Genomic DNA, 16,530 nt, shown 5'->3' with positions numbered 1-16,530 from the left:
AAGATGACGAAAAAAGTATTATTCTGCGCCACTGTCGATTATCATTTTAAAGCCTTTCATCTTCCGTATTTTCAATGGTTTCAGGATATGGGCTGGGAGGTGCACGTCGCGGCAGGCGGCAATATGAATCTTCCGTTCGTTGATGAAAAGTTTTCCATCCCGATCCGGCGCTCGCCGTTTCATCCCGAAAATCTTTCTGTTTACAGGCGGCTGAAACGGCTCATTCAGGACAACGGCTACGACATGATTCACTGTCATACGCCGGTCGGCGGCGTGCTTGCACGCCTTGCGGCGAGACAAGCGCGCCAAAAAGGGACGAAGGTGCTGTACACCGCGCACGGCTTTCACTTCTGCGACGGAGCGCCCCTGAAAAACTGGCTTATTTATTACCCGATCGAAAAATTTCTCTCTTCTTACACGGATTGTTTGATTACGATTAATGAAGAGGATTACGAACGGGCCAAGCAAATGAAAAAAACAGCTTGCGGCGCGAAGAAAATACACGGCATCGGCGTGAATACAGACAGGTTTCGCCCTGTGAGCCGGGCAGAGAGTGAACGTCTGAGAGAAAAACACGGCTTCGGCGCCGGGGAATTTATCCTCATATACCCCGCTGAATTAAACGGCAATAAAAACCAGGGACTTCTCATTGAGGCTGCGGCATTGCTGAAGAACCGCATTCCGGAGCTGAAACTCGTATTTGCCGGAGAAGGCGCGATGGAAGAACCGTACAGAAAAAAGGCTGAATCACTCGGGGTATCCGACATTGTGCGGTTTTACGGTTTTTGCCGTGACATTCATGAGCTGATTCAGCTTGCCGATCTGTCTGTCGCCTCAAGCATCCGCGAAGGGCTCGGTATGAATCTGCTTGAAGGGATGGCTGCCGAAAAGCCCGCCGTTGCCGCAGACAACAGGGGCCACCGTGAGATCATCGAAGACGGTGTGAACGGTTTTCTCGTGCCGGCAGGGGACAGCGCGGCATTTGCCGATCGGATTGAAAAGCTGTACCGATCCCCGGGTCTGCGAAAAGCAATGGGACAAGAAGGGCGCAGGACGGCGGAATGTTTTTCAGAAACACGTACGGTAAAGGAAATGGCGCACATTTACGCCGGTTATATGGATAAAAAGGAGAAAAGCGTATGAATGCAGGAGCACAACCGAAAATTTCCGTCATCATGGGAATTTATAATTGCGAAGAGACATTAGCGGAGAGTATTGAATCCATCCTGAGCCAATCGTATAAGAATTGGGAACTGATTATGTGTGATGACGCGTCAACTGACGGAACGTATCAGATTGCGCGCCGTTACGCGGATCATTACAGCGACCGGATCACGCTGATTCAAAATAAGACGAATCAACGGCTTGCCGCTTCGCTGAACCGCTGTCTGACATACGCAACGGGGGATTATATCGCCAGGCAGGACGGTGATGACATCTCCAACCCGAGGAGACTGGAAAAACAGGCCGCTTTCTTAAACAAGCACGCCCACTATCAAGTCGTAGGCACGGGCATGCTCGTATTTGACGAATTCGGCGTCAGGGGCGCCCGGCTTTTGCCGCCCGTGCCGAAACCGGGAATTATGGCGAAAGGCACACCGTTCTGCCATGGCACCATTATGATGCGGGCTGAAGCGTACAAAGCGCTTGGCGGCTACCGGTCAGTCAGGCGGACGCGGCGGATGGAAGATATCGATTTGTGGCTGCGCTTTTTTGAAGCGGGTTTCCGTGGGTACAATCTCCAGGAAACGCTGTATAAAGTCAGAGAGGACAGTGATGCGTTTAAAAGGAGATCGTTTACGTATTCCATTGATAATGCGGTGCTCGTTTTTCAGGCATGCAGACGGCTGAAGCTGCCGCTTTCCCATTACGCGTATATCGCAAAACCGCTCATCCGCGCCATTACGCCGCCCGCGGTCATGAACCGTTATCATAAAAACAGGGACATCCGCCAAAAAGAAGGGCTTGCCGAACATGACTGACAAACCGATGCGGGTGCTGCACATCTTCAGCGGTATGAACAGGGGCGGCGCAGAAACGATGATGATGAATTTGTACCGGAAGATGGACAGAACGAAGGTGCAGTTTGATTTTTTAACCCATAGGAACGATCCGTGCGCTTATGATGAGGAAATTCTCGCTCTCGGCGGACGGCTTTTTTATGTGCCGAGCATCGGCAGCACAAACCCGATTACATTTGTAAAACAGGTCAAGCGGGTGATTCAGGAAAAAGGCCCGTTTGCCGCCGTGCACGCCCATACCGATTTTCAGTCGGGATTTATCGCATTGGCCGCTCGTTTAGCCGGCGTCCCGGTGCGGATCTGCCATTCGCACAGTACGTCGTGGCGGGGGCGGGCGTCGCGGCTTGCCGGGATACAGCTGTTTGTGTTCAGACGGCTGATCACGGCAAACGCCACGGCACTGTGCGCCTGCGGAAAAGAGGCGGGCCGTTTCTTATTCGGGAAAGAAAAAGACGTGCATCTTTTGCCGAACGGCATTGATCTCGACTTATTTGCCGGCGGGTGGGCGGACACAGAAGCTGAAAAAAGGAAGCGGGGCATTGCAGACGGCCGTTTGGTGATCGGCCATATCGGCCGCTTTACAGAAGAAAAAAACCACGAATTTCTGCTCCGGCTGGCCGCTGATATGAAAGAGCGGGGCATCGGCTTACAGCTGGTTCTCGCCGGAGACGGTCCGCTTCGCACCGATATGGAAAATCTGGCGGCGAAGCTGGGGCTTGATGATGATGTGCGTTTTATCGGCATAGAAGACCGCGTTCATGATCTGCTGAAAATGCTGGATGTATTTGTCATGCCGTCTCTTTATGAGGGGCTGCCCGTCACGCTCGTTGAAGCGCAGGCCTCCGGGGTGCCGTGCGTGATATCAGACGGCATAACGGAAGAAGCCGATGCCGGGCTCGGGCTGGTCAAAAGGCTCAGCCTCAAAGAACCGCCAGGACAATGGGCATCCGCGGTTTTACGGGCAGCAGAGGCGGCAAAGCCTGACGGGACGCGTATTAAAGAAACCCTCAGGCGGCTGGGATATGACGCGGGAGAAAATGCGGGGGCTGTTATGAAGCTTTACAATATGAATTGGAAAAAGGAACAGTAACGAATGATTGTATATGTAGTCAATATGGGAATTGTTTATATTTGGTCATGGTTCGCGAAAATGTGCGGCGGGCGTGATCAATCGCTTTCGACCGGATACCGGCCGAATCAGCTCGTCATGCTCGTTCCGTTGCTATCGCTGGTATTGGTCTCCGGTTTGCGCTACAGAGTCGGGACGGATTTTCAGACGTACGCGCTGATGTACAAGCTGGCGGAAAATTACGGCAGCATTTGGGAGATCTTCGGGTTCGGAGCGAAAAAAGCAGCCGTTGATCCGGGGTTTACGGCTCTCATCTGGCTCATGAATTTTATCACGAAAGATCCGCAAATCATGTATTTCACCGTGGCGGTCGTGACGTGCAGCTTTATTTTAAAGGGGCTCGTTGAGTTCGGCCGTCCGTTTGAGCTGAGTGTATTTTTGTTTTTGGGCACGTATCACTATTACGCTTCCTTTAACGGGATCAGGCAGTATATGGTGGCGGCCGTTTTGTTTTGGGCCGTCCGTTACGTGATCAGCGGAAGCTGGAAGCGTTATATGTCAATCGTGCTGCTGTGTTCGCTTTTTCATTCCTCAGCGCTGATTATGATTCCGGTTTATTTTCTCGTCAGAAAAAGAGCATGGTCGCCCGCGATTTTCGGACTGTCGGCATTGTTTCTTCTTATGACGTTTCTGTATCAGAAGTTCATTTCGCTGTTTGTCGTCGTGCTGGAAAACAGCTCGTACGGCCATTATGAGAAATGGCTGATGACCAATACGAACGGGATGAACGTCGTAAAAATCGCGGTGCTGCTTCTGCCGCTGTTTTTGGCTTTCTGCTATCGGGAGCGGCTGCGGAATCTCTGGCCTGACATTGATGTCATCGTGAATTTCTGTCTGCTCGGCCTGCTCTTCGGTCTTTTGGCGACAAAGGATGTTATTTTTGCCCGGTTTAATATATATTTCGGCCTGTACCAAATGATCTTGATCCCTTATTTTGTGAGGATTTTTGATGAAAAATCAAATGCGCTGATTTATATCGCCATTATTGTCTGTTATTTTCTTTACAGTTACTTGCTTATGCCGGTCGATTCGTCTGTGCTTCCGTACAGAACGATTTTTTCCCGGTAATGGACACTGGAGGTTTATATGGAAACACCCGCGGTCAGTTTATTAATTGCTGTGTATAATACGGAAACTTATTTAGAAAGATGCTTAGATTCATTGCTCAATCAGTCGCTCGCCAATATCGAAATCGTGGCCGTTAATGACGGGTCAACGGATCAAAGCCCGGCGATTCTTGAAACCTATCAGAAGCGGGATGAGAGAATCAGGGTCGTTCATCAGCAAAACCGGGGGCTCGGCGCGGTCCGCAACAGGGGAATCGAGGCGGCGCGCGGCGAATTTATCGCTTTTATTGATGCGGACGACTGGGTTGAACCTGATTATTGCCTCAGCATGTATGAAAAAGCGAAGGCTGATCAGGCTGATCTCGTGATTTGCGAATATGCGGCTGAATTTGCGGATACGGGGAAAACCGCCGTTTCAACGATCGCTTCAGCGTACGAGGGCCGCCCGAAACAACGATACCTGAAAGATTTATTTGAAGGAAGAGTCAGCGGCTTTTCATGGAACAAGCTGTACAAAAGATCCATGATCGAGCATCATCAGCTGCGCTTTCCGCTTCGTGATGAGCTGGAGCACGTGGAGGATCAGTACTTCAGCCTCCGGGCGCATGTTTTCGCAGGTGCCGTCTCATACGTGGATCAGCCGCTCTATCATTATCGGATTCACTTGACTTCCATTGTGCAAAGCTATCAGAAAAAGCTGTTTGACTCAGGTCTCGTTCTCTATCGGCTGAACGAGGCTTTTTTGCGTGAAAACGGCTGCTTACAGGAATACCGGCAGGAGCTGGATTTTTTCATCGTTCAGCACGGAACGGTCTGCCTGCTGAATGAATGGAAGCGGAATAACGGAGGCCGGTTTTCTGAGAAGTGGAAGAATATCAGCCGGATATGCGCTGATCCCGTATTCCGCCTGAGCCTTTCCAAAACGGGAACGGCGCCGTTTGACGCCAAACGCTCATGCCTTCTGCTTTTGGCGAAGCTGAAGCTGATTCCGTTCGTGTCGCTGGCATCAGCCGCGTATCAGCGGGCAATCGAGTACAAAATGAAAATCAGAGGGTGAAGACATGTCGATACAATCTTTAAAAATCAATCTCGCGGAATGGCTTTTGCTTAAGTTCAAATACCCGTCCCAATTTCATTTCGGAACGGGAGCGGATGGGGCGGGGCTTACAGCGGCAAGAAAAAAGATCATTTTGACGCTGCTCCCGTCCCACGATAATCTCGGCGATCACGCCATCGCCTACGCAAGCAAAAAATTTCTTGAACGGGAGTATCCCGATTTTGACATTGTCGAGGTGGATATGAAGGATATATACAGATCGGCAAAAGCGCTGATCAAAAAGCGCCACCCCGATGATATGGTATTCATCATCGGCGGCGGGAACATGGGGGATTTGTACCGGTATGAGGAATGGACGCGCCGCTTTATCATAAAAACATTCCGGCAATATCGGATCGTTCAGCTTCCGGCGACGGCTCACTTTTCTGAATCAAAAAAGGGACGGAAGGAACTGAAGCGCGCCCGAAAAGTGTACAATGCGCATCCCGACCTTTTGTTAATGGCGAGAGATGAGACGACGTATCAATGGATGAAGCGTCATTTTCCCGGAAAAACAGTGCTCAAACAGCCTGACATGGTCTTATATTTGGATAAAAGCGAGCGGGGCATCCCGCGGGAAGGGATCTACCTCTGTTTACGGGAGGATAAGGAGAGTGCGCTGACGGCTGAGGACAGAACGATGGTAAAAGAAGCTTTGGCCAAAGAGTACGGAGAGCTGTATTCCTTTACCACGACGGTCGGCCGGAGGGTCAGCCGCCATACACGTGAAAAGGAGCTGGAAGCGCTTTGGAATACGCTGAAAGGCGCGGAAGCCGTCGTCACTGACAGGCTTCACGGGATGATTTTTTGTGCGCTGACGAAAACGCCTTGTGTCGTCATTCGTTCGTTTGATCATAAGGTGATGGAAGGCTATCAATGGCTGAAAAACATACCGAACATGATATTGCTTGAACGTCCCGACCCTGAAGCCGTAACGTCCGCCGTAAACCGGCTGCTCAGCGGCAAGCATGAGGAAGGCGGTTCTTTGCGAAGTGTTTATTTTGCCGGGCTGCGCTCGAAAATCAGCGGTGATGCCCAATGACCGCGCCGCTTGTGAGCGTGATCGTGCCGATGTATAAGACAGAGCCTTTTATTAAAGAATGCGCGGTTTCTTTAACAAAACAGACGCTGAGAGACATCGAAATCATTTTCGTCGATGACGGTTCACCGGATCAGTCAGGCCGGATGGCTGAACAATTCGCCGCAGAAGATGCGAGAATCCGGGTGATTCATAAAGAAAACGGCGGCCTCAGCTCGGCCCGCAATGCCGGAATAAAAGCCGCCCGCGGCCGTTATATCGGTTTTGCGGACGGCGATGATTATGTGACGGAAACAATGTTCGAGCGGCTTTATGAAGAAGCGGAGAAGAACCGGCTGGATATCGCCGGCTGCGGTTATTACAAAGAAACGCCGTCTAAAGAAAGAACGTATATGCCGCCGTCCCTTCCGCCGGGCCGCGTCTTCACAGCGGATGAAATGACCGCATTGCTGACCCGCGCGCACGAACATCGGTTTATTTGGTATGTGTGGCGCTATATATACCGGCGAGAAGCATTGCAAGGGCTGTTGTTCCATGAAGATATCCGGTTTGCCGAGGACTCTCCGTTTAACTTGGCAGCGTTCCGCCAAGCCGCGCGTGTCAAAGTGATAGACGAAGGGCTGTATATCTACCGGGAAAATCCGCAAAGTCTTACAGAAACACCGTTTAAGCCCCGCTTAGATCACGAACTGCAAAAGCAATATGCAGCGAAAATGGCTTTTTATGAGGCAAACGGGCTGACGGACGCCTGCCGGAGCGATATTGATACATATTTGTGCAAGCATCAGATTCCGATGCTGATCGCCAACGCATGCGCCGCCCCGCAGCCGTCACACCAGATTACGGCGCATATCGGCAGAATCTTAACGTATGACATGGTAAAAACGGCCGTGCGCAGGACGCCGTGCCGCCATAAACAGCTGCTGGCCGGGGAGCGCGTGGTGCTCGGTCTGTGCAAAATGCGCCTTCCTCTTCTTCTGCATGCGTTTTTCGAACGGAAATCGAAAGAGAAAGGCAGTGCGGAAGGAGCATGAAATTTGCCATTAATTTCGGCACCAATGTGACGGCGTTTTTACTATCGGTGTTTTTATCAGTGTGGATGACGCCCTTTATTGTGAAAACATTAGGTGTTGAGGCCTTTGGGTTTGTCCATCTGACACAGAATATCATTAACTATTTCTCTATTATTACCGTTGCGCTGAGCTCTGTCGTTGTAAGGTTTTTCTCCGTCGCCGCCCACAGGGGGAACAGGGACGAGGCCAATGCGTATGTAAGCAATTATTTAGCCGCTTCTGTCGTGATATCTCTATTACTCGCTGTGCCGCTCGCCGGGACTGCTTTTTTTATTGACAAGATTATGAATGTACCGGCCGGGCTCTTAACGGATGTGAGGCTGTCTATCGTAATCGGCAGCGTGCTGTTTATGCTGACGTTTTTTATGGCGGGGTTCGCGACGGGGCCGTTTTTTGCCAACAAGCTTTATATCACAAGTTCCATTCAGGCCGTGCAAATGCTGGTCAGGGTGCTGTGTGTGCTCGCTCTGTTTACGTGCCTGCCGCCGAAGATCTGGCAGATCCAGCTTTCGGCATTAGCGGGAGCCGTCTGTGCGGCTGTGCTGACTTTTTTCTTCTTTAAGAAATTGATTCCATGGTTTTCTTTCAGCCGTAAAACCTTGTCATTACAGACGAGCAAAGTGCTGTTTTCGGCCGGTGCCTGGAGTTCTGTCAACCAGATCGGCGTGCTGCTGTTTCTGCAGATTGACCTCATGACGGCCAACCTCGTGCTGGGGCCGTCTGAAGCGGGTGTCTATGCGGCGATTATTCAATTCCCGCTTCTGCTCAGAAGTCTTGCCGGGACGCTTGCTTCACTGTTTGCGCCGGTTTTGACTTCCTATTATTCAAAAGGCGATATGGAAGGTCTCCTGTCTTACGCCAATAAGGCCGTGCGGATGAACGGGCTTCTCCTCGCGCTTCCCGCCGCATTATTAGGAGGGCTTGCCGAACCGTTTCTGGCGATTTGGCTGGGCCCGTCGTTTGTGCAGACGGCGCCGCTTTTATATATTCACGCCGCGTATTTGGCGGTCAGTCTCTCTGTCATGCCGCTTTTTTACGTATGGACGGCTTTTAATAAACAAAAAACGCCCGCCGTCGTTACTTTATGTTTAGGCGGACTGAATGTCATATTGGCCGTGGTTCTCAGCGGACCGGCACATCTCGGGCTGTACGGCATCACCATTGCCGGGGCTGTCTCCCTCATTTTGAAAAATGCCGTCTTCACGCCGCTGTATGTTTCGCATATTACCGGCTTTCAGAAAACCGCGTTTTACAAAGGCATGTTCGGACCGTTGGCGGCGGCCGTATTTGCCTGGGCCGTCTGCCGGGGTATCCGGCTGTTTTCACCGCTTGACAGCTGGGCCGGTCTGATCGCCGCGGGGCTTGCCGTATGCATAAGCTATGCCGCATTCGCTTTTTTCTTCATTTGTACGAAAGAAGAAAGGCGGCTTGCTTTACAGAAATGCCGAAAAGTGAAAGGAGCTGTTCAGATTTGAAGGCGAAACGTGTATTTGATATAGCGGCCGCGATGCTGTTATTGTGCGGCGCGAGTGTCATTCTTCTCTTCGCCATGGCAGCCGTCAGATGCGCCATCGGGTCTCCGGTATTGTTCAAACAGACGAGACCGGGGCATAATGGGCGTCCGTTTACGTTGTATAAACTCAGAACGATGACGGATGCGCGTGATGAAAACGGTGTGCTGCTTCCGGATCATCTGCGCCTGACCAAACCGGGAAGGCTGATCAGAAAACTGAGCATCGATGAGCTTCCCCAGCTTTTTAATGTGCTCAAAGGCGATATCAGTCTGGTCGGCCCCCGCCCTTTGCTGATGGATTATCTGCCGCTTTACACGGCGGAGCAGGCGCGGCGGCACGAGGTGAAGCCGGGGATTACGGGCTGGGCGCAGATCAATGGGAGAAACGCGATTTCATGGGAGGAGAAATTCAAGCTCGACGTGTGGTACGTCGACAACCGCACCTTTCTGCTCGACTTAAAGATTCTGCTTTTAACAGTGAAAAAAGTTCTCGTGTCAGAAGGCATACACCAAGCCGGCCATGTGACGGCAAAGCGCTTCACAGGCAGCGGAGATATGTCATCGTGAAAAAGGTCGTGCTGATCGGAAACGGCGGACACGGAAAAGTCGTGAAGGAAATCGTGCAGGCCCGTTCCGATATGGAGCTTGCGGGCATATTGGACGACGGATTCAGCGGTTTTGCCGTTCGGAACGGTTTATATACGGGCCGGACGGAAGACGTGCACATACTTCAGAAACTCGTCCCCGAGGCCGTGTTCACGATATGCATCGGACGCAACGGCGTCAGAAAGCAGTTTGCTGAAACGCTTGGGATTGAAGATATAGATTATGCTGCACTCATTCACCCCGGGGCGATCGTCAGTGAAACGGCTTCCGTCGGACACGGAACGGTTGTGATGGCGGGCGCCGTCATTCAGGCGGGCGCTGACATCGGCGCCCATTGCATCATCAATACGGGGGCGGTTGCCGATCATGACAATGCAATCGGAGATTACGTCCATCTTTCACCGCGCGCGGCGCTTGCCGGCGGAGTGAATGTCGGGGAAGGAACGCACATCGGAATCGGCGCGTCCGTCATACCGCAGATGGATATCGGCCCTTGGTCCGTTATCGGCGCGGGGGCTGCGGTCATCAGCAGAATTCCCGGCCATGTGACGGCGGTCGGCGTTCCGGCCCGCGTCATCCCCCCTATCCATAATGAAAAAGGATGATTTCATGCAAACAAACAAACGGATTTATTTGTCTCCGCCTCATATGAGCGGAAAAGAACAGGAATACATCGCAGAAGCCTTCCGCTCCAATTGGATTGCCCCGCTCGGTCCGCTCGTCAATTCGTTTGAAGCGCGGCTCGCGGAATATGCGGGAGTGAAAAGCGCGGCGGCCGTAAGCTCGGGAACGGCCGCCATCCATCTTGCCCTGCGGCTTGCGGGTGTGAAAAAAGGAGACGTTGTATTTTGTCCTTCCTTTACGTTTGTCGCCACGGCGAATCCAATTGTGTATGAGCAGGCTGAGCCCGTTTTTATTGATTCGGAATGGGAGACGTGGAATATGTCGCCCGCTGCGCTTGAGCGGGCGCTCCGGGATGCAAAGCGGCGCGGCAGACTCCCGAAAGCGGTGATCGCCGTCAATCTTTACGGCCAAAGCGCGAAAATGGATGAATTAATGAGCCTTTGTGACGCATACGGCGTCTGTCTGATTGAAGACGCTGCCGAGTCCTTAGGATCAACATATAAAGGCAGGCAGAGCGGCACCTTCGGCCGTTTCGGCATTTATTCCTTTAACGGCAACAAAATCATTACAACATCGGGAGGCGGCATGCTCGTGTCTGACGATGAAGCCGCGATTGAAAAAGCGAGGTTTCTTGCGTCACAGGCGAGAGATGCCGCCGTTCATTACCAGCACAGCGAGCTCGGTTACAACTACAGGCTAAGCAACATTCTCGCGGGCGTGGGGATATCGCAGCTGGAAGTGCTCGAAGATCGCGTCCGGGCGAGGAGAGAAATCTTTAACCGGTATCGGGAAGCGCTGGAAACATATCCGGGCATCCGCATGATGCCGGAGCTTGAAGGAACGGTTTCAAACCGCTGGCTGACGGCTCTGACGCTTGATAACGGCGTGACGCCGCAAGAAGCCGTTGCCTGTCTTGCGGAACAGAACATTGAGGCCCGGCCGCTGTGGAAACCGCTGCATACGCAGCCGCTTTTCTCATCTTCCGTCTTTTATCCTCACAGCGAACATGAGCGTGTCTCTGAGAACCTTTTCAGCCGGGGCATCTGTCTGCCGTCCGGGTCTGACCTGTCTTCTGAGGAGCAGCAGCGTGTCATTGACGCACTTGCGCAACTGTTTGAAACGAAAGGGGAGAAAACATGGACAGCCGCCATGTTATGAGCCGATTAAAAGAGAAGCTGACGGGTCTGCTCAGCGTTATACCGCCGCAATCCGACATCATATATGCCGACTATCCCCTCTACGGAAATGTAGGGGATTTATTGATTATGAAAGGGACGGAGGCGTTTTTTAAAGCGCACGGCATCCGCGTAAGACAGCGCTGGAATCCCGACAATTTTCCATTCGGGCGCCGGGCGGACAAAAAGACGATCATCGTCTGTCAGGGTGGCGGAAATTTCGGGGATCTCTATCCGTACTATCAGACGTTCAGGGAAAAAATCGTCAAATCCTTTCCGGAAAACAGGATCGTCATCCTGCCGCAATCGATTTATTATCAGGATGAGACACGGCTGCAAAAGACATCGGCGCTTTTTGCGGAGCACAAGGATCTCCACCTGTTTACGAGAGATCATGTGTCATACGAGACTGCGAAACACTTTTTTTCGGCGAATCATATCGGGCTTATGCCTGATATGGCCCATCAGCTGTATCCGATCGCGGCGTCAGCGGCTCCGTCACGCGGCAGGCTTCATTTTATCCGCACAGATGGGGAAATCAACCCGAAGCTGCAAAACAATTCTTCCGTTAAAAACTGTGACTGGCAGGATGTTCTGTCAGCAAGCGACCGCAGGGGAATCGCTTTTTTCCAAACGCTGAATGTTTTGAATAAAAAAGCGGGAAACCCGCTGCCGATTGCGCGGTTTTGGAAACGCTATTCCGATTTCTTAACGAAAAAAGCGGTCCTGTTTTTCAGCAGGTACGAATCGGTGGAAACGTCAAGGCTCCACGGCCACATCCTGTCCTCGCTTCTCGGGAAACCGAATACCGTCATTGATAATTCATACGGGAAAAATGCCAACTATTATTACACCTGGACGCACGAAGCGCCGGACGTCCGGCTGATCGGTGAAACCGCCGGCACGAAGGAAAACCTTCCGCTTTGAATGAGCGGAAGGTTTATTTTGTTTCTCCGCGTTTTACTTTGTTGTACGCCTCATCCAAATGCTGAATTCTTTTGAGCACAACCGAGTTTTTCGTCAGCTGATCCTGTACAAGGGTTGAGACGACGGAGCGGTAATAGCTGTTCATCGCATGAATTCGGTCTTCATTCGGATTCATTTCAATGTGCTGTGTAAAGTTTTCAATAAAATAGGGAACAGAAAAAAGTTCTGACATCTATAAAGCAACTCCTTTTAATAAGTATATACGGTATGAAACCAATCATGTACAATGAAAAAAGGGGAGTGAGCATGATGGATATCAAACTTCAGCAAACACAAATGTTAAAGCCTCAATTAACGCAAGAGCTTAAACAGGCCATCACATTACTCGGATACAATTCCGCGGAACTGGCCGGATATATTGATGAGCTCTCACTGGAAAACCCTCTGATTGAACGAAAGGAAACAGACACGCCGCCACTATCTTACCATAAAACAAATAAAAACAGGATGAAAGAACGGGACGGAAGCCAGCAGATCAGACTTACCCGTAAAACCCTGCAGGATTCGCTCAAACAGCAAGCCTTAGACATGAAGCTGTCCGATGATGAGAAAAAAATTTTCAATTATCTGATACATTCATTGGATTCAAACGGATATTTAAAAGAGGACATATCAGCCGCCGCCGACCATGTATCCGCTTCACAAGAGGAGACGGAAGCGGTTTTGAAAAAGCTTCAATCCCTTGAGCCCGCGGGAATCGGCGCCCGGTCTTTGCAGGAATGCATCCTTCTTCAGCTCCGCCGTCTGCCCGAGCGTAACGAACAGGCGGAATGGATTGCCGAAGCCTATTTTGAGCTATTTGCCAGAAAGAACTGGAAAGCGCTTACACTGAAAACGGGCATTCCGCTTAAAGACATTCAGGGCATCGCTGACATGATCAGCGCGCTTGATCCGAGGCCGGGGCTCCGTTATGCGCATGAGGAGCCGGGTTTTTACGTAGAACCGGATATTTTCATCACGGTGAAAAACGGCATCATTCAAGCGCGGCTCAACAGCCGTTCGTTTCCTGACATCCAGCTTCATGCCCATTATCAGCCGCTCCTGTCAGCTGCCGGGTGCCGTGACACGAAAAATTATCTGTCGGCAAAATATCAGGAATGGCGCTGGCTGAACCGGGCTTTGTCGCAAAGAAAACAAACGATCACGAGAATTATCGGCGTCCTGACTGAACGGCAGGAATCCTTTTTTCTCACAGGAAAAAGCGGAATGCAGCCGCTGACCTTAAGAGAGGTGGCGCAAACGCTGGAGCTCCACGAATCAACGATCAGCCGGGCCATCAAAGGGAAGTACGTTCAGACGCCGTACGGACTGTATGAAATGAAAACATTTTTCTCGGCGAAAGCTGAATCATCGGGGGATGGCGGCGCCTCCAATTATGCCGTAAAAGCGCATCTGGAAGCATTGGTCCGTAAAGAAGATAAAAAGAAACCTTTTTCAGACCAAAAGCTTGCCGATCTGCTTCATGAACAATATGACATCCGAATCTCAAGGCGCACCGTCGCCAAATACCGTGATCAATTAAATATTCCGCCGTCATCGGCGAGAAAACGGTACAGCTGAAACCTCCCCGAGCCAAACCCCGGGGAGGTTCTCCGTGTTACGGGATCATCCATGAAAACAGATGATGCTGTAAAAATGTAATGAGACAGACGAGCAGAAGCAAAAACAGACTGTGCTTAATCGTAAAGCGGAAAAGGTCGGCTTCCTTGCCCGCCAGACCGACAGCGGCACAGGCAACCGCAATGGATTGCGGAGAAATCATTTTTCCGGTGACACCGCCTGATGAATTGGCGGCAACGGAGAGAACCGGGTCCATCCCGACAGAGAGCGCCGTCACCTTTTGCAATCCGCCGAACAATAGGTTGGCCGATGTATCAGAGCCGGTAATAAATACGCCGAGCCAGCCGAGCACCGGCGAAAAAAAGGTAAACATCGAGCCCGTCATGGCAAGCGAAAGACCGAGTGTCGTGCTCATGCCGGAAGCATTCGTCACATAAGCAAAGCCGACAACAGAAACAATGGTCACAACCGGAAACGTTAACTCTTTCACCGTTTCAATAAACGCTTCGCCCCACGTCTTCCACGACATGCCGAGGGCGAACTTGGAGATGACGGCGGCAATCAGAATCGCCGTGCCCGCTGAACCGAGAAGCTCAAGCTTGTACACGGCTTCAATCGGCGTGCCGTCCGCCTGAAGAATCTGCTGATTTACAAATGGGACGGGAGGCGTGAAGGTCAATGCGCGCCCGGCTGCATTCAGCCAGGAAAGCCACATTGACGTTCCTTCATAATGACCGGTTAAGGCAGCCTTCACGCCGGGAATCCCCCAAACGGATATCATGGCCGTCAGAAGAAGGAAAGGAGACCACGCTTTAAACACCGCGGCGCCCCCGTACTTGATCGGCGCCCGGTCAGCGGCCGCTGCTGATTCCCGTTCTGCCGCGAAACGAAAGGCCGTTTTCGGTTTCCAAAATTTCAAAAACAGAGCGAGCGCGGCCATGGAAACAAGCGCCGACAGCACATCCGGAAGCTCAGGCCCTAAAAAATTCGAGCTTGCGTACTGCACGGCCGCAAAGGAGACGCCGGAAACAAGAATGGCCGGCCATATCTCAAAAGCCTTTTTAAAACCGCTCATCAAAATGATTAAGTAAAGCGGAATAAAGACGGATAAAAACGGAAGCTGCCGGCCGACCATTTGGGAAATTTCCATTGCCGGTATCCCGGTCGGACCTTCGACGGCGGTAATCGGAATGCCGATCGCACCGAAGGCAACGGGCGCCGTATTGGCAATCAGGCAAATTCCCGCCGCATACAGCGGCTGAAAACCAAGTCCGACGAGCAAAGCGGCCGAGATCGCGACGGGAGCGCCGAAACCGGCGGCGCCTTCTAAAAATGCCCCGAATGAAAAGGCGATGAGCAGCGCCTGCAAACGCCGGTCATCTGTAATTGAGAGCACCGAACTCCGGATAATCTCGAACTGTCCCGTTTTCACGGTGATTTTATACAGAAAGACCGATGTGACGATAATCCAGCCGATCGGAAGCAGCCCGTACACCGCTCCCTGAGAAGCGGACATCACCGCTTTTTCCGCCGGCATGCCGTAAACAAATACAGCGATTAAAAGTGAAACGGCTAACGTTAAAAGCCCCGCTATGTACCCCTTCATCCGTTTCACCGCAAGCGCCCAAAAAAAGAAGATAATCGGCACGAGCGCGCAAGCTGCCGATAAAAGCAAATTTCCCCCTAAAGGAGCGTACCCCTGTGTCCATTGCATCCCTAAAAAACCCCTCCTTATGTCATGTAAACGATTACTTTTTATGATAAGGTCATCTGATGACCGGGTTAATTAGCATTATATTTTGAAAGTTTTGAAAGTACAATACTTTTCTTGAACAAATTGTCTGAACCTGTCGGCAACACAAAAAAAGAAGTATAATAGACGATAAACATCAAGATTCACAAGTGACGGGGTGATCGCGTTGAAATATAAACAAATTAAAACGAAAAAAATCTACGAAGAAGTCGCTGACGCATTGCTGGAGAAGATAAAAGCGGGCGAGCTTAAGCCGGGTGAAAAGCTTGATTCCGTTCAGGCGCTTTCTGAGAGTTTTCAGGTCAGCCGCTCGGCGGTCAGAGAAGCGCTGTCGGCTTTGAAAGCGATGGGGCTCGTCGACATGAAGCAGGGAGAAGGCACATACATAAGAGAATTTGAGCCGTCTCATGTTTCCCAGCCGCTTTCTTCCGCCCTCTTGATGAAAAAAGAGGACGTCAAACAGCTGCTCGAAGTCAGAAAGCTGCTTGAACTCGGCGTCGCCGCCATGGCCGCTGAAAAACGCACCGAAGACGATTTGCAAAAAATCCGCCAAGCTCTCTTGGAGATGAAAGACATCGACGGAGACGAAGAATTGGGCGAAAAAGCAGATTTCTCCTTTCACATGGCGCTGGCGGAAGCATCACAAAACGGGCTGCTTAAGCATCTCATGAATCATGTCTCCGCGCTCCTTTTGGAAACAATGAGAGAAACGAGAAAAATTTGGCTGTTTTCTAAACGAACGAGCGTGCAGCGATTGTATGAAGAGCATGAACGCATTTACAGCGCCGTCGCCGCCGGAGACGCGGATGAAGCGGAAGCCGCGATGACGGCGCACCTGACGAATGTGGAAGAAGTGCTGGGGGCTTATTTTGAAGAAAATGTATAGA

The 16,530-nt window shown here is 51.3% G+C and carries 16 protein-coding genes; 14 read left to right on the top strand and 2 right to left on the bottom strand.

Annotated elements, in window-relative coordinates:
- Positions 1-3 precede the first annotated feature (3 nt).
- From OWN49_RS06770 to OWN49_RS06715, 12 genes are read left to right on the top strand one after another with little or no spacing between them, the layout of a single operon-like run.
- The gene (locus OWN49_RS06770) at positions 4-1,143 is read left to right on the top strand and encodes a glycosyltransferase family 4 protein (RefSeq protein WP_172614993.1); all 1,140 of its coding nucleotides are present in this window, start codon (positions 4-6) and stop codon (positions 1,141-1,143) included.
- The gene (locus OWN49_RS06765; protein WP_025853499.1) at positions 1,140-1,982 is read left to right on the top strand and encodes a glycosyltransferase family 2 protein; all 843 of its coding nucleotides are present in this window, start codon (positions 1,140-1,142) and stop codon (positions 1,980-1,982) included. The genes OWN49_RS06770 and OWN49_RS06765 overlap by 4 nt, the downstream gene beginning before the upstream one ends.
- Positions 1,975-3,111, top strand: a complete 1,137-nt coding sequence (locus tag OWN49_RS06760; RefSeq protein WP_077722881.1) for a glycosyltransferase family 1 protein — start codon at positions 1,975-1,977, stop codon at positions 3,109-3,111. Before OWN49_RS06765 ends, OWN49_RS06760 begins: the two co-directional genes overlap by 8 nt.
- 3 nt (positions 3,112-3,114) lie before the next feature.
- The gene (locus tag OWN49_RS06755) at positions 3,115-4,218 is read left to right on the top strand and encodes an EpsG family protein (RefSeq protein ID WP_077722880.1); all 1,104 of its coding nucleotides are present in this window, start codon (positions 3,115-3,117) and stop codon (positions 4,216-4,218) included.
- An 18-nt stretch (positions 4,219-4,236) separates the two neighbouring features.
- On the top strand, positions 4,237-5,274 hold the full coding sequence (locus OWN49_RS06750) for a glycosyltransferase family 2 protein (RefSeq protein WP_015418269.1): 1,038 nt from the start codon (positions 4,237-4,239) through the stop codon (positions 5,272-5,274).
- Between the two features lie 4 nt (positions 5,275-5,278).
- Positions 5,279-6,355 (top strand): polysaccharide pyruvyl transferase family protein, encoded by a 1,077-nt coding sequence (locus OWN49_RS06745; RefSeq protein ID WP_077722879.1) that lies wholly within the window; start codon positions 5,279-5,281, stop codon positions 6,353-6,355.
- The gene (locus OWN49_RS06740) at positions 6,352-7,386 is read left to right on the top strand and encodes a glycosyltransferase (RefSeq protein WP_077722878.1); all 1,035 of its coding nucleotides are present in this window, start codon (positions 6,352-6,354) and stop codon (positions 7,384-7,386) included. The genes OWN49_RS06745 and OWN49_RS06740 overlap by 4 nt, the downstream gene beginning before the upstream one ends.
- The gene (locus OWN49_RS06735) at positions 7,383-8,900 is read left to right on the top strand and encodes an MATE family efflux transporter (RefSeq protein ID WP_176283543.1); all 1,518 of its coding nucleotides are present in this window, start codon (positions 7,383-7,385) and stop codon (positions 8,898-8,900) included. Before OWN49_RS06740 ends, OWN49_RS06735 begins: the two co-directional genes overlap by 4 nt.
- On the top strand, positions 8,897-9,505 hold the full coding sequence (locus tag OWN49_RS06730) for a sugar transferase (RefSeq protein ID WP_025853492.1): 609 nt from the start codon (positions 8,897-8,899) through the stop codon (positions 9,503-9,505). The genes OWN49_RS06735 and OWN49_RS06730 overlap by 4 nt, the downstream gene beginning before the upstream one ends.
- Positions 9,502-10,149, top strand: coding sequence for an acetyltransferase (locus OWN49_RS06725; RefSeq protein ID WP_176283542.1), 648 nt, complete (start codon positions 9,502-9,504; stop codon positions 10,147-10,149). The genes OWN49_RS06730 and OWN49_RS06725 overlap by 4 nt, the downstream gene beginning before the upstream one ends.
- A gap of 4 nt (positions 10,150-10,153) precedes the next feature.
- Complete coding sequence (locus tag OWN49_RS06720) at positions 10,154-11,326, top strand: DegT/DnrJ/EryC1/StrS family aminotransferase (protein WP_025853490.1); 1,173 nt, start codon at positions 10,154-10,156, stop codon at positions 11,324-11,326.
- A complete protein-coding gene (locus OWN49_RS06715) occupies positions 11,305-12,270 on the top strand; it encodes a polysaccharide pyruvyl transferase family protein (protein WP_070082411.1) in 966 nt (321 codons plus the stop codon). The genes OWN49_RS06720 and OWN49_RS06715 overlap by 22 nt, the downstream gene beginning before the upstream one ends.
- Before the next feature lie 13 nt (positions 12,271-12,283).
- Here OWN49_RS06715 and yvfG read toward each other — a convergent pair whose 3' ends face one another.
- Complete coding sequence (yvfG, locus tag OWN49_RS06710) at positions 12,284-12,502, bottom strand: protein YvfG (protein WP_003151570.1); 219 nt, start codon at positions 12,500-12,502, stop codon at positions 12,284-12,286.
- Positions 12,503-12,579: 77 nt separating this feature from the next.
- On the opposite strand from yvfG, the gene rpoN reads away from it, so the two are divergent.
- A complete protein-coding gene (gene rpoN / locus OWN49_RS06705) occupies positions 12,580-13,890 on the top strand; it encodes an RNA polymerase factor sigma-54 (RefSeq protein WP_077723180.1) in 1,311 nt (436 codons plus the stop codon).
- A 37-nt stretch (positions 13,891-13,927) separates the two neighbouring features.
- On the opposite strand, the gene lutP is transcribed toward rpoN, so the two are convergent.
- Positions 13,928-15,604 carry an L-lactate permease LutP gene (lutP, locus tag OWN49_RS06700; protein ID WP_176283541.1) on the bottom strand — a complete coding sequence of 559 codons (1,677 nt, stop codon included), beginning with the start codon at positions 15,602-15,604 and terminating at the stop codon, positions 13,928-13,930.
- A 205-nt stretch (positions 15,605-15,809) separates the two neighbouring features.
- Here lutP and OWN49_RS06695 point away from each other — a divergent pair, with 205 nt between their 5' ends.
- Entirely contained in the window at positions 15,810-16,529 is a 720-nt protein-coding gene (locus tag OWN49_RS06695) for a FadR/GntR family transcriptional regulator (RefSeq protein WP_017418877.1), read from the top strand.
- Position 16,530 lies beyond the last annotated feature (1 nt).

Origin of the sequence: Bacillus sp. NEAU-242-2, from assembly GCF_027853835.1 — a bacterium.
Taxonomy (GTDB): Bacteria; Bacillota; Bacilli; order Bacillales; family Bacillaceae; genus Bacillus; species Bacillus velezensis.
This window is presented reverse-complemented; position numbering and strand designations above follow the sequence as displayed.

Coding starts and splice junctions, on each gene's coding strand:
- OWN49_RS06770 (WP_172614993.1), top strand. CDS start 4: ATGACGAAAAAAGTATTATTCTGCGCCACTGTCGATTATCATTTTAAA.
- OWN49_RS06765 (WP_025853499.1), top strand. CDS start 1,140: ATGAATGCAGGAGCACAACCGAAAATTTCCGTCATCATGGGAATTTAT.
- OWN49_RS06760 (WP_077722881.1), top strand. CDS start 1,975: ATGACTGACAAACCGATGCGGGTGCTGCACATCTTCAGCGGTATGAAC.
- OWN49_RS06755 (WP_077722880.1), top strand. CDS start 3,115: ATGATTGTATATGTAGTCAATATGGGAATTGTTTATATTTGGTCATGG.
- OWN49_RS06750 (WP_015418269.1), top strand. CDS start 4,237: ATGGAAACACCCGCGGTCAGTTTATTAATTGCTGTGTATAATACGGAA.
- OWN49_RS06745 (WP_077722879.1), top strand. CDS start 5,279: ATGTCGATACAATCTTTAAAAATCAATCTCGCGGAATGGCTTTTGCTT.
- OWN49_RS06740 (WP_077722878.1), top strand. CDS start 6,352: ATGACCGCGCCGCTTGTGAGCGTGATCGTGCCGATGTATAAGACAGAG.
- OWN49_RS06735 (WP_176283543.1), top strand. CDS start 7,383: ATGAAATTTGCCATTAATTTCGGCACCAATGTGACGGCGTTTTTACTA.
- OWN49_RS06720 (WP_025853490.1), top strand. CDS start 10,154: ATGCAAACAAACAAACGGATTTATTTGTCTCCGCCTCATATGAGCGGA.
- OWN49_RS06715 (WP_070082411.1), top strand. CDS start 11,305: ATGGACAGCCGCCATGTTATGAGCCGATTAAAAGAGAAGCTGACGGGT.
- yvfG (WP_003151570.1), bottom strand. CDS start 12,502: ATGTCAGAACTTTTTTCTGTTCCCTATTTTATTGAAAACTTTACACAG.
- rpoN (WP_077723180.1), top strand. CDS start 12,580: ATGGATATCAAACTTCAGCAAACACAAATGTTAAAGCCTCAATTAACG.
- lutP (WP_176283541.1), bottom strand. CDS start 15,604: ATGCAATGGACACAGGGGTACGCTCCTTTAGGGGGAAATTTGCTTTTA.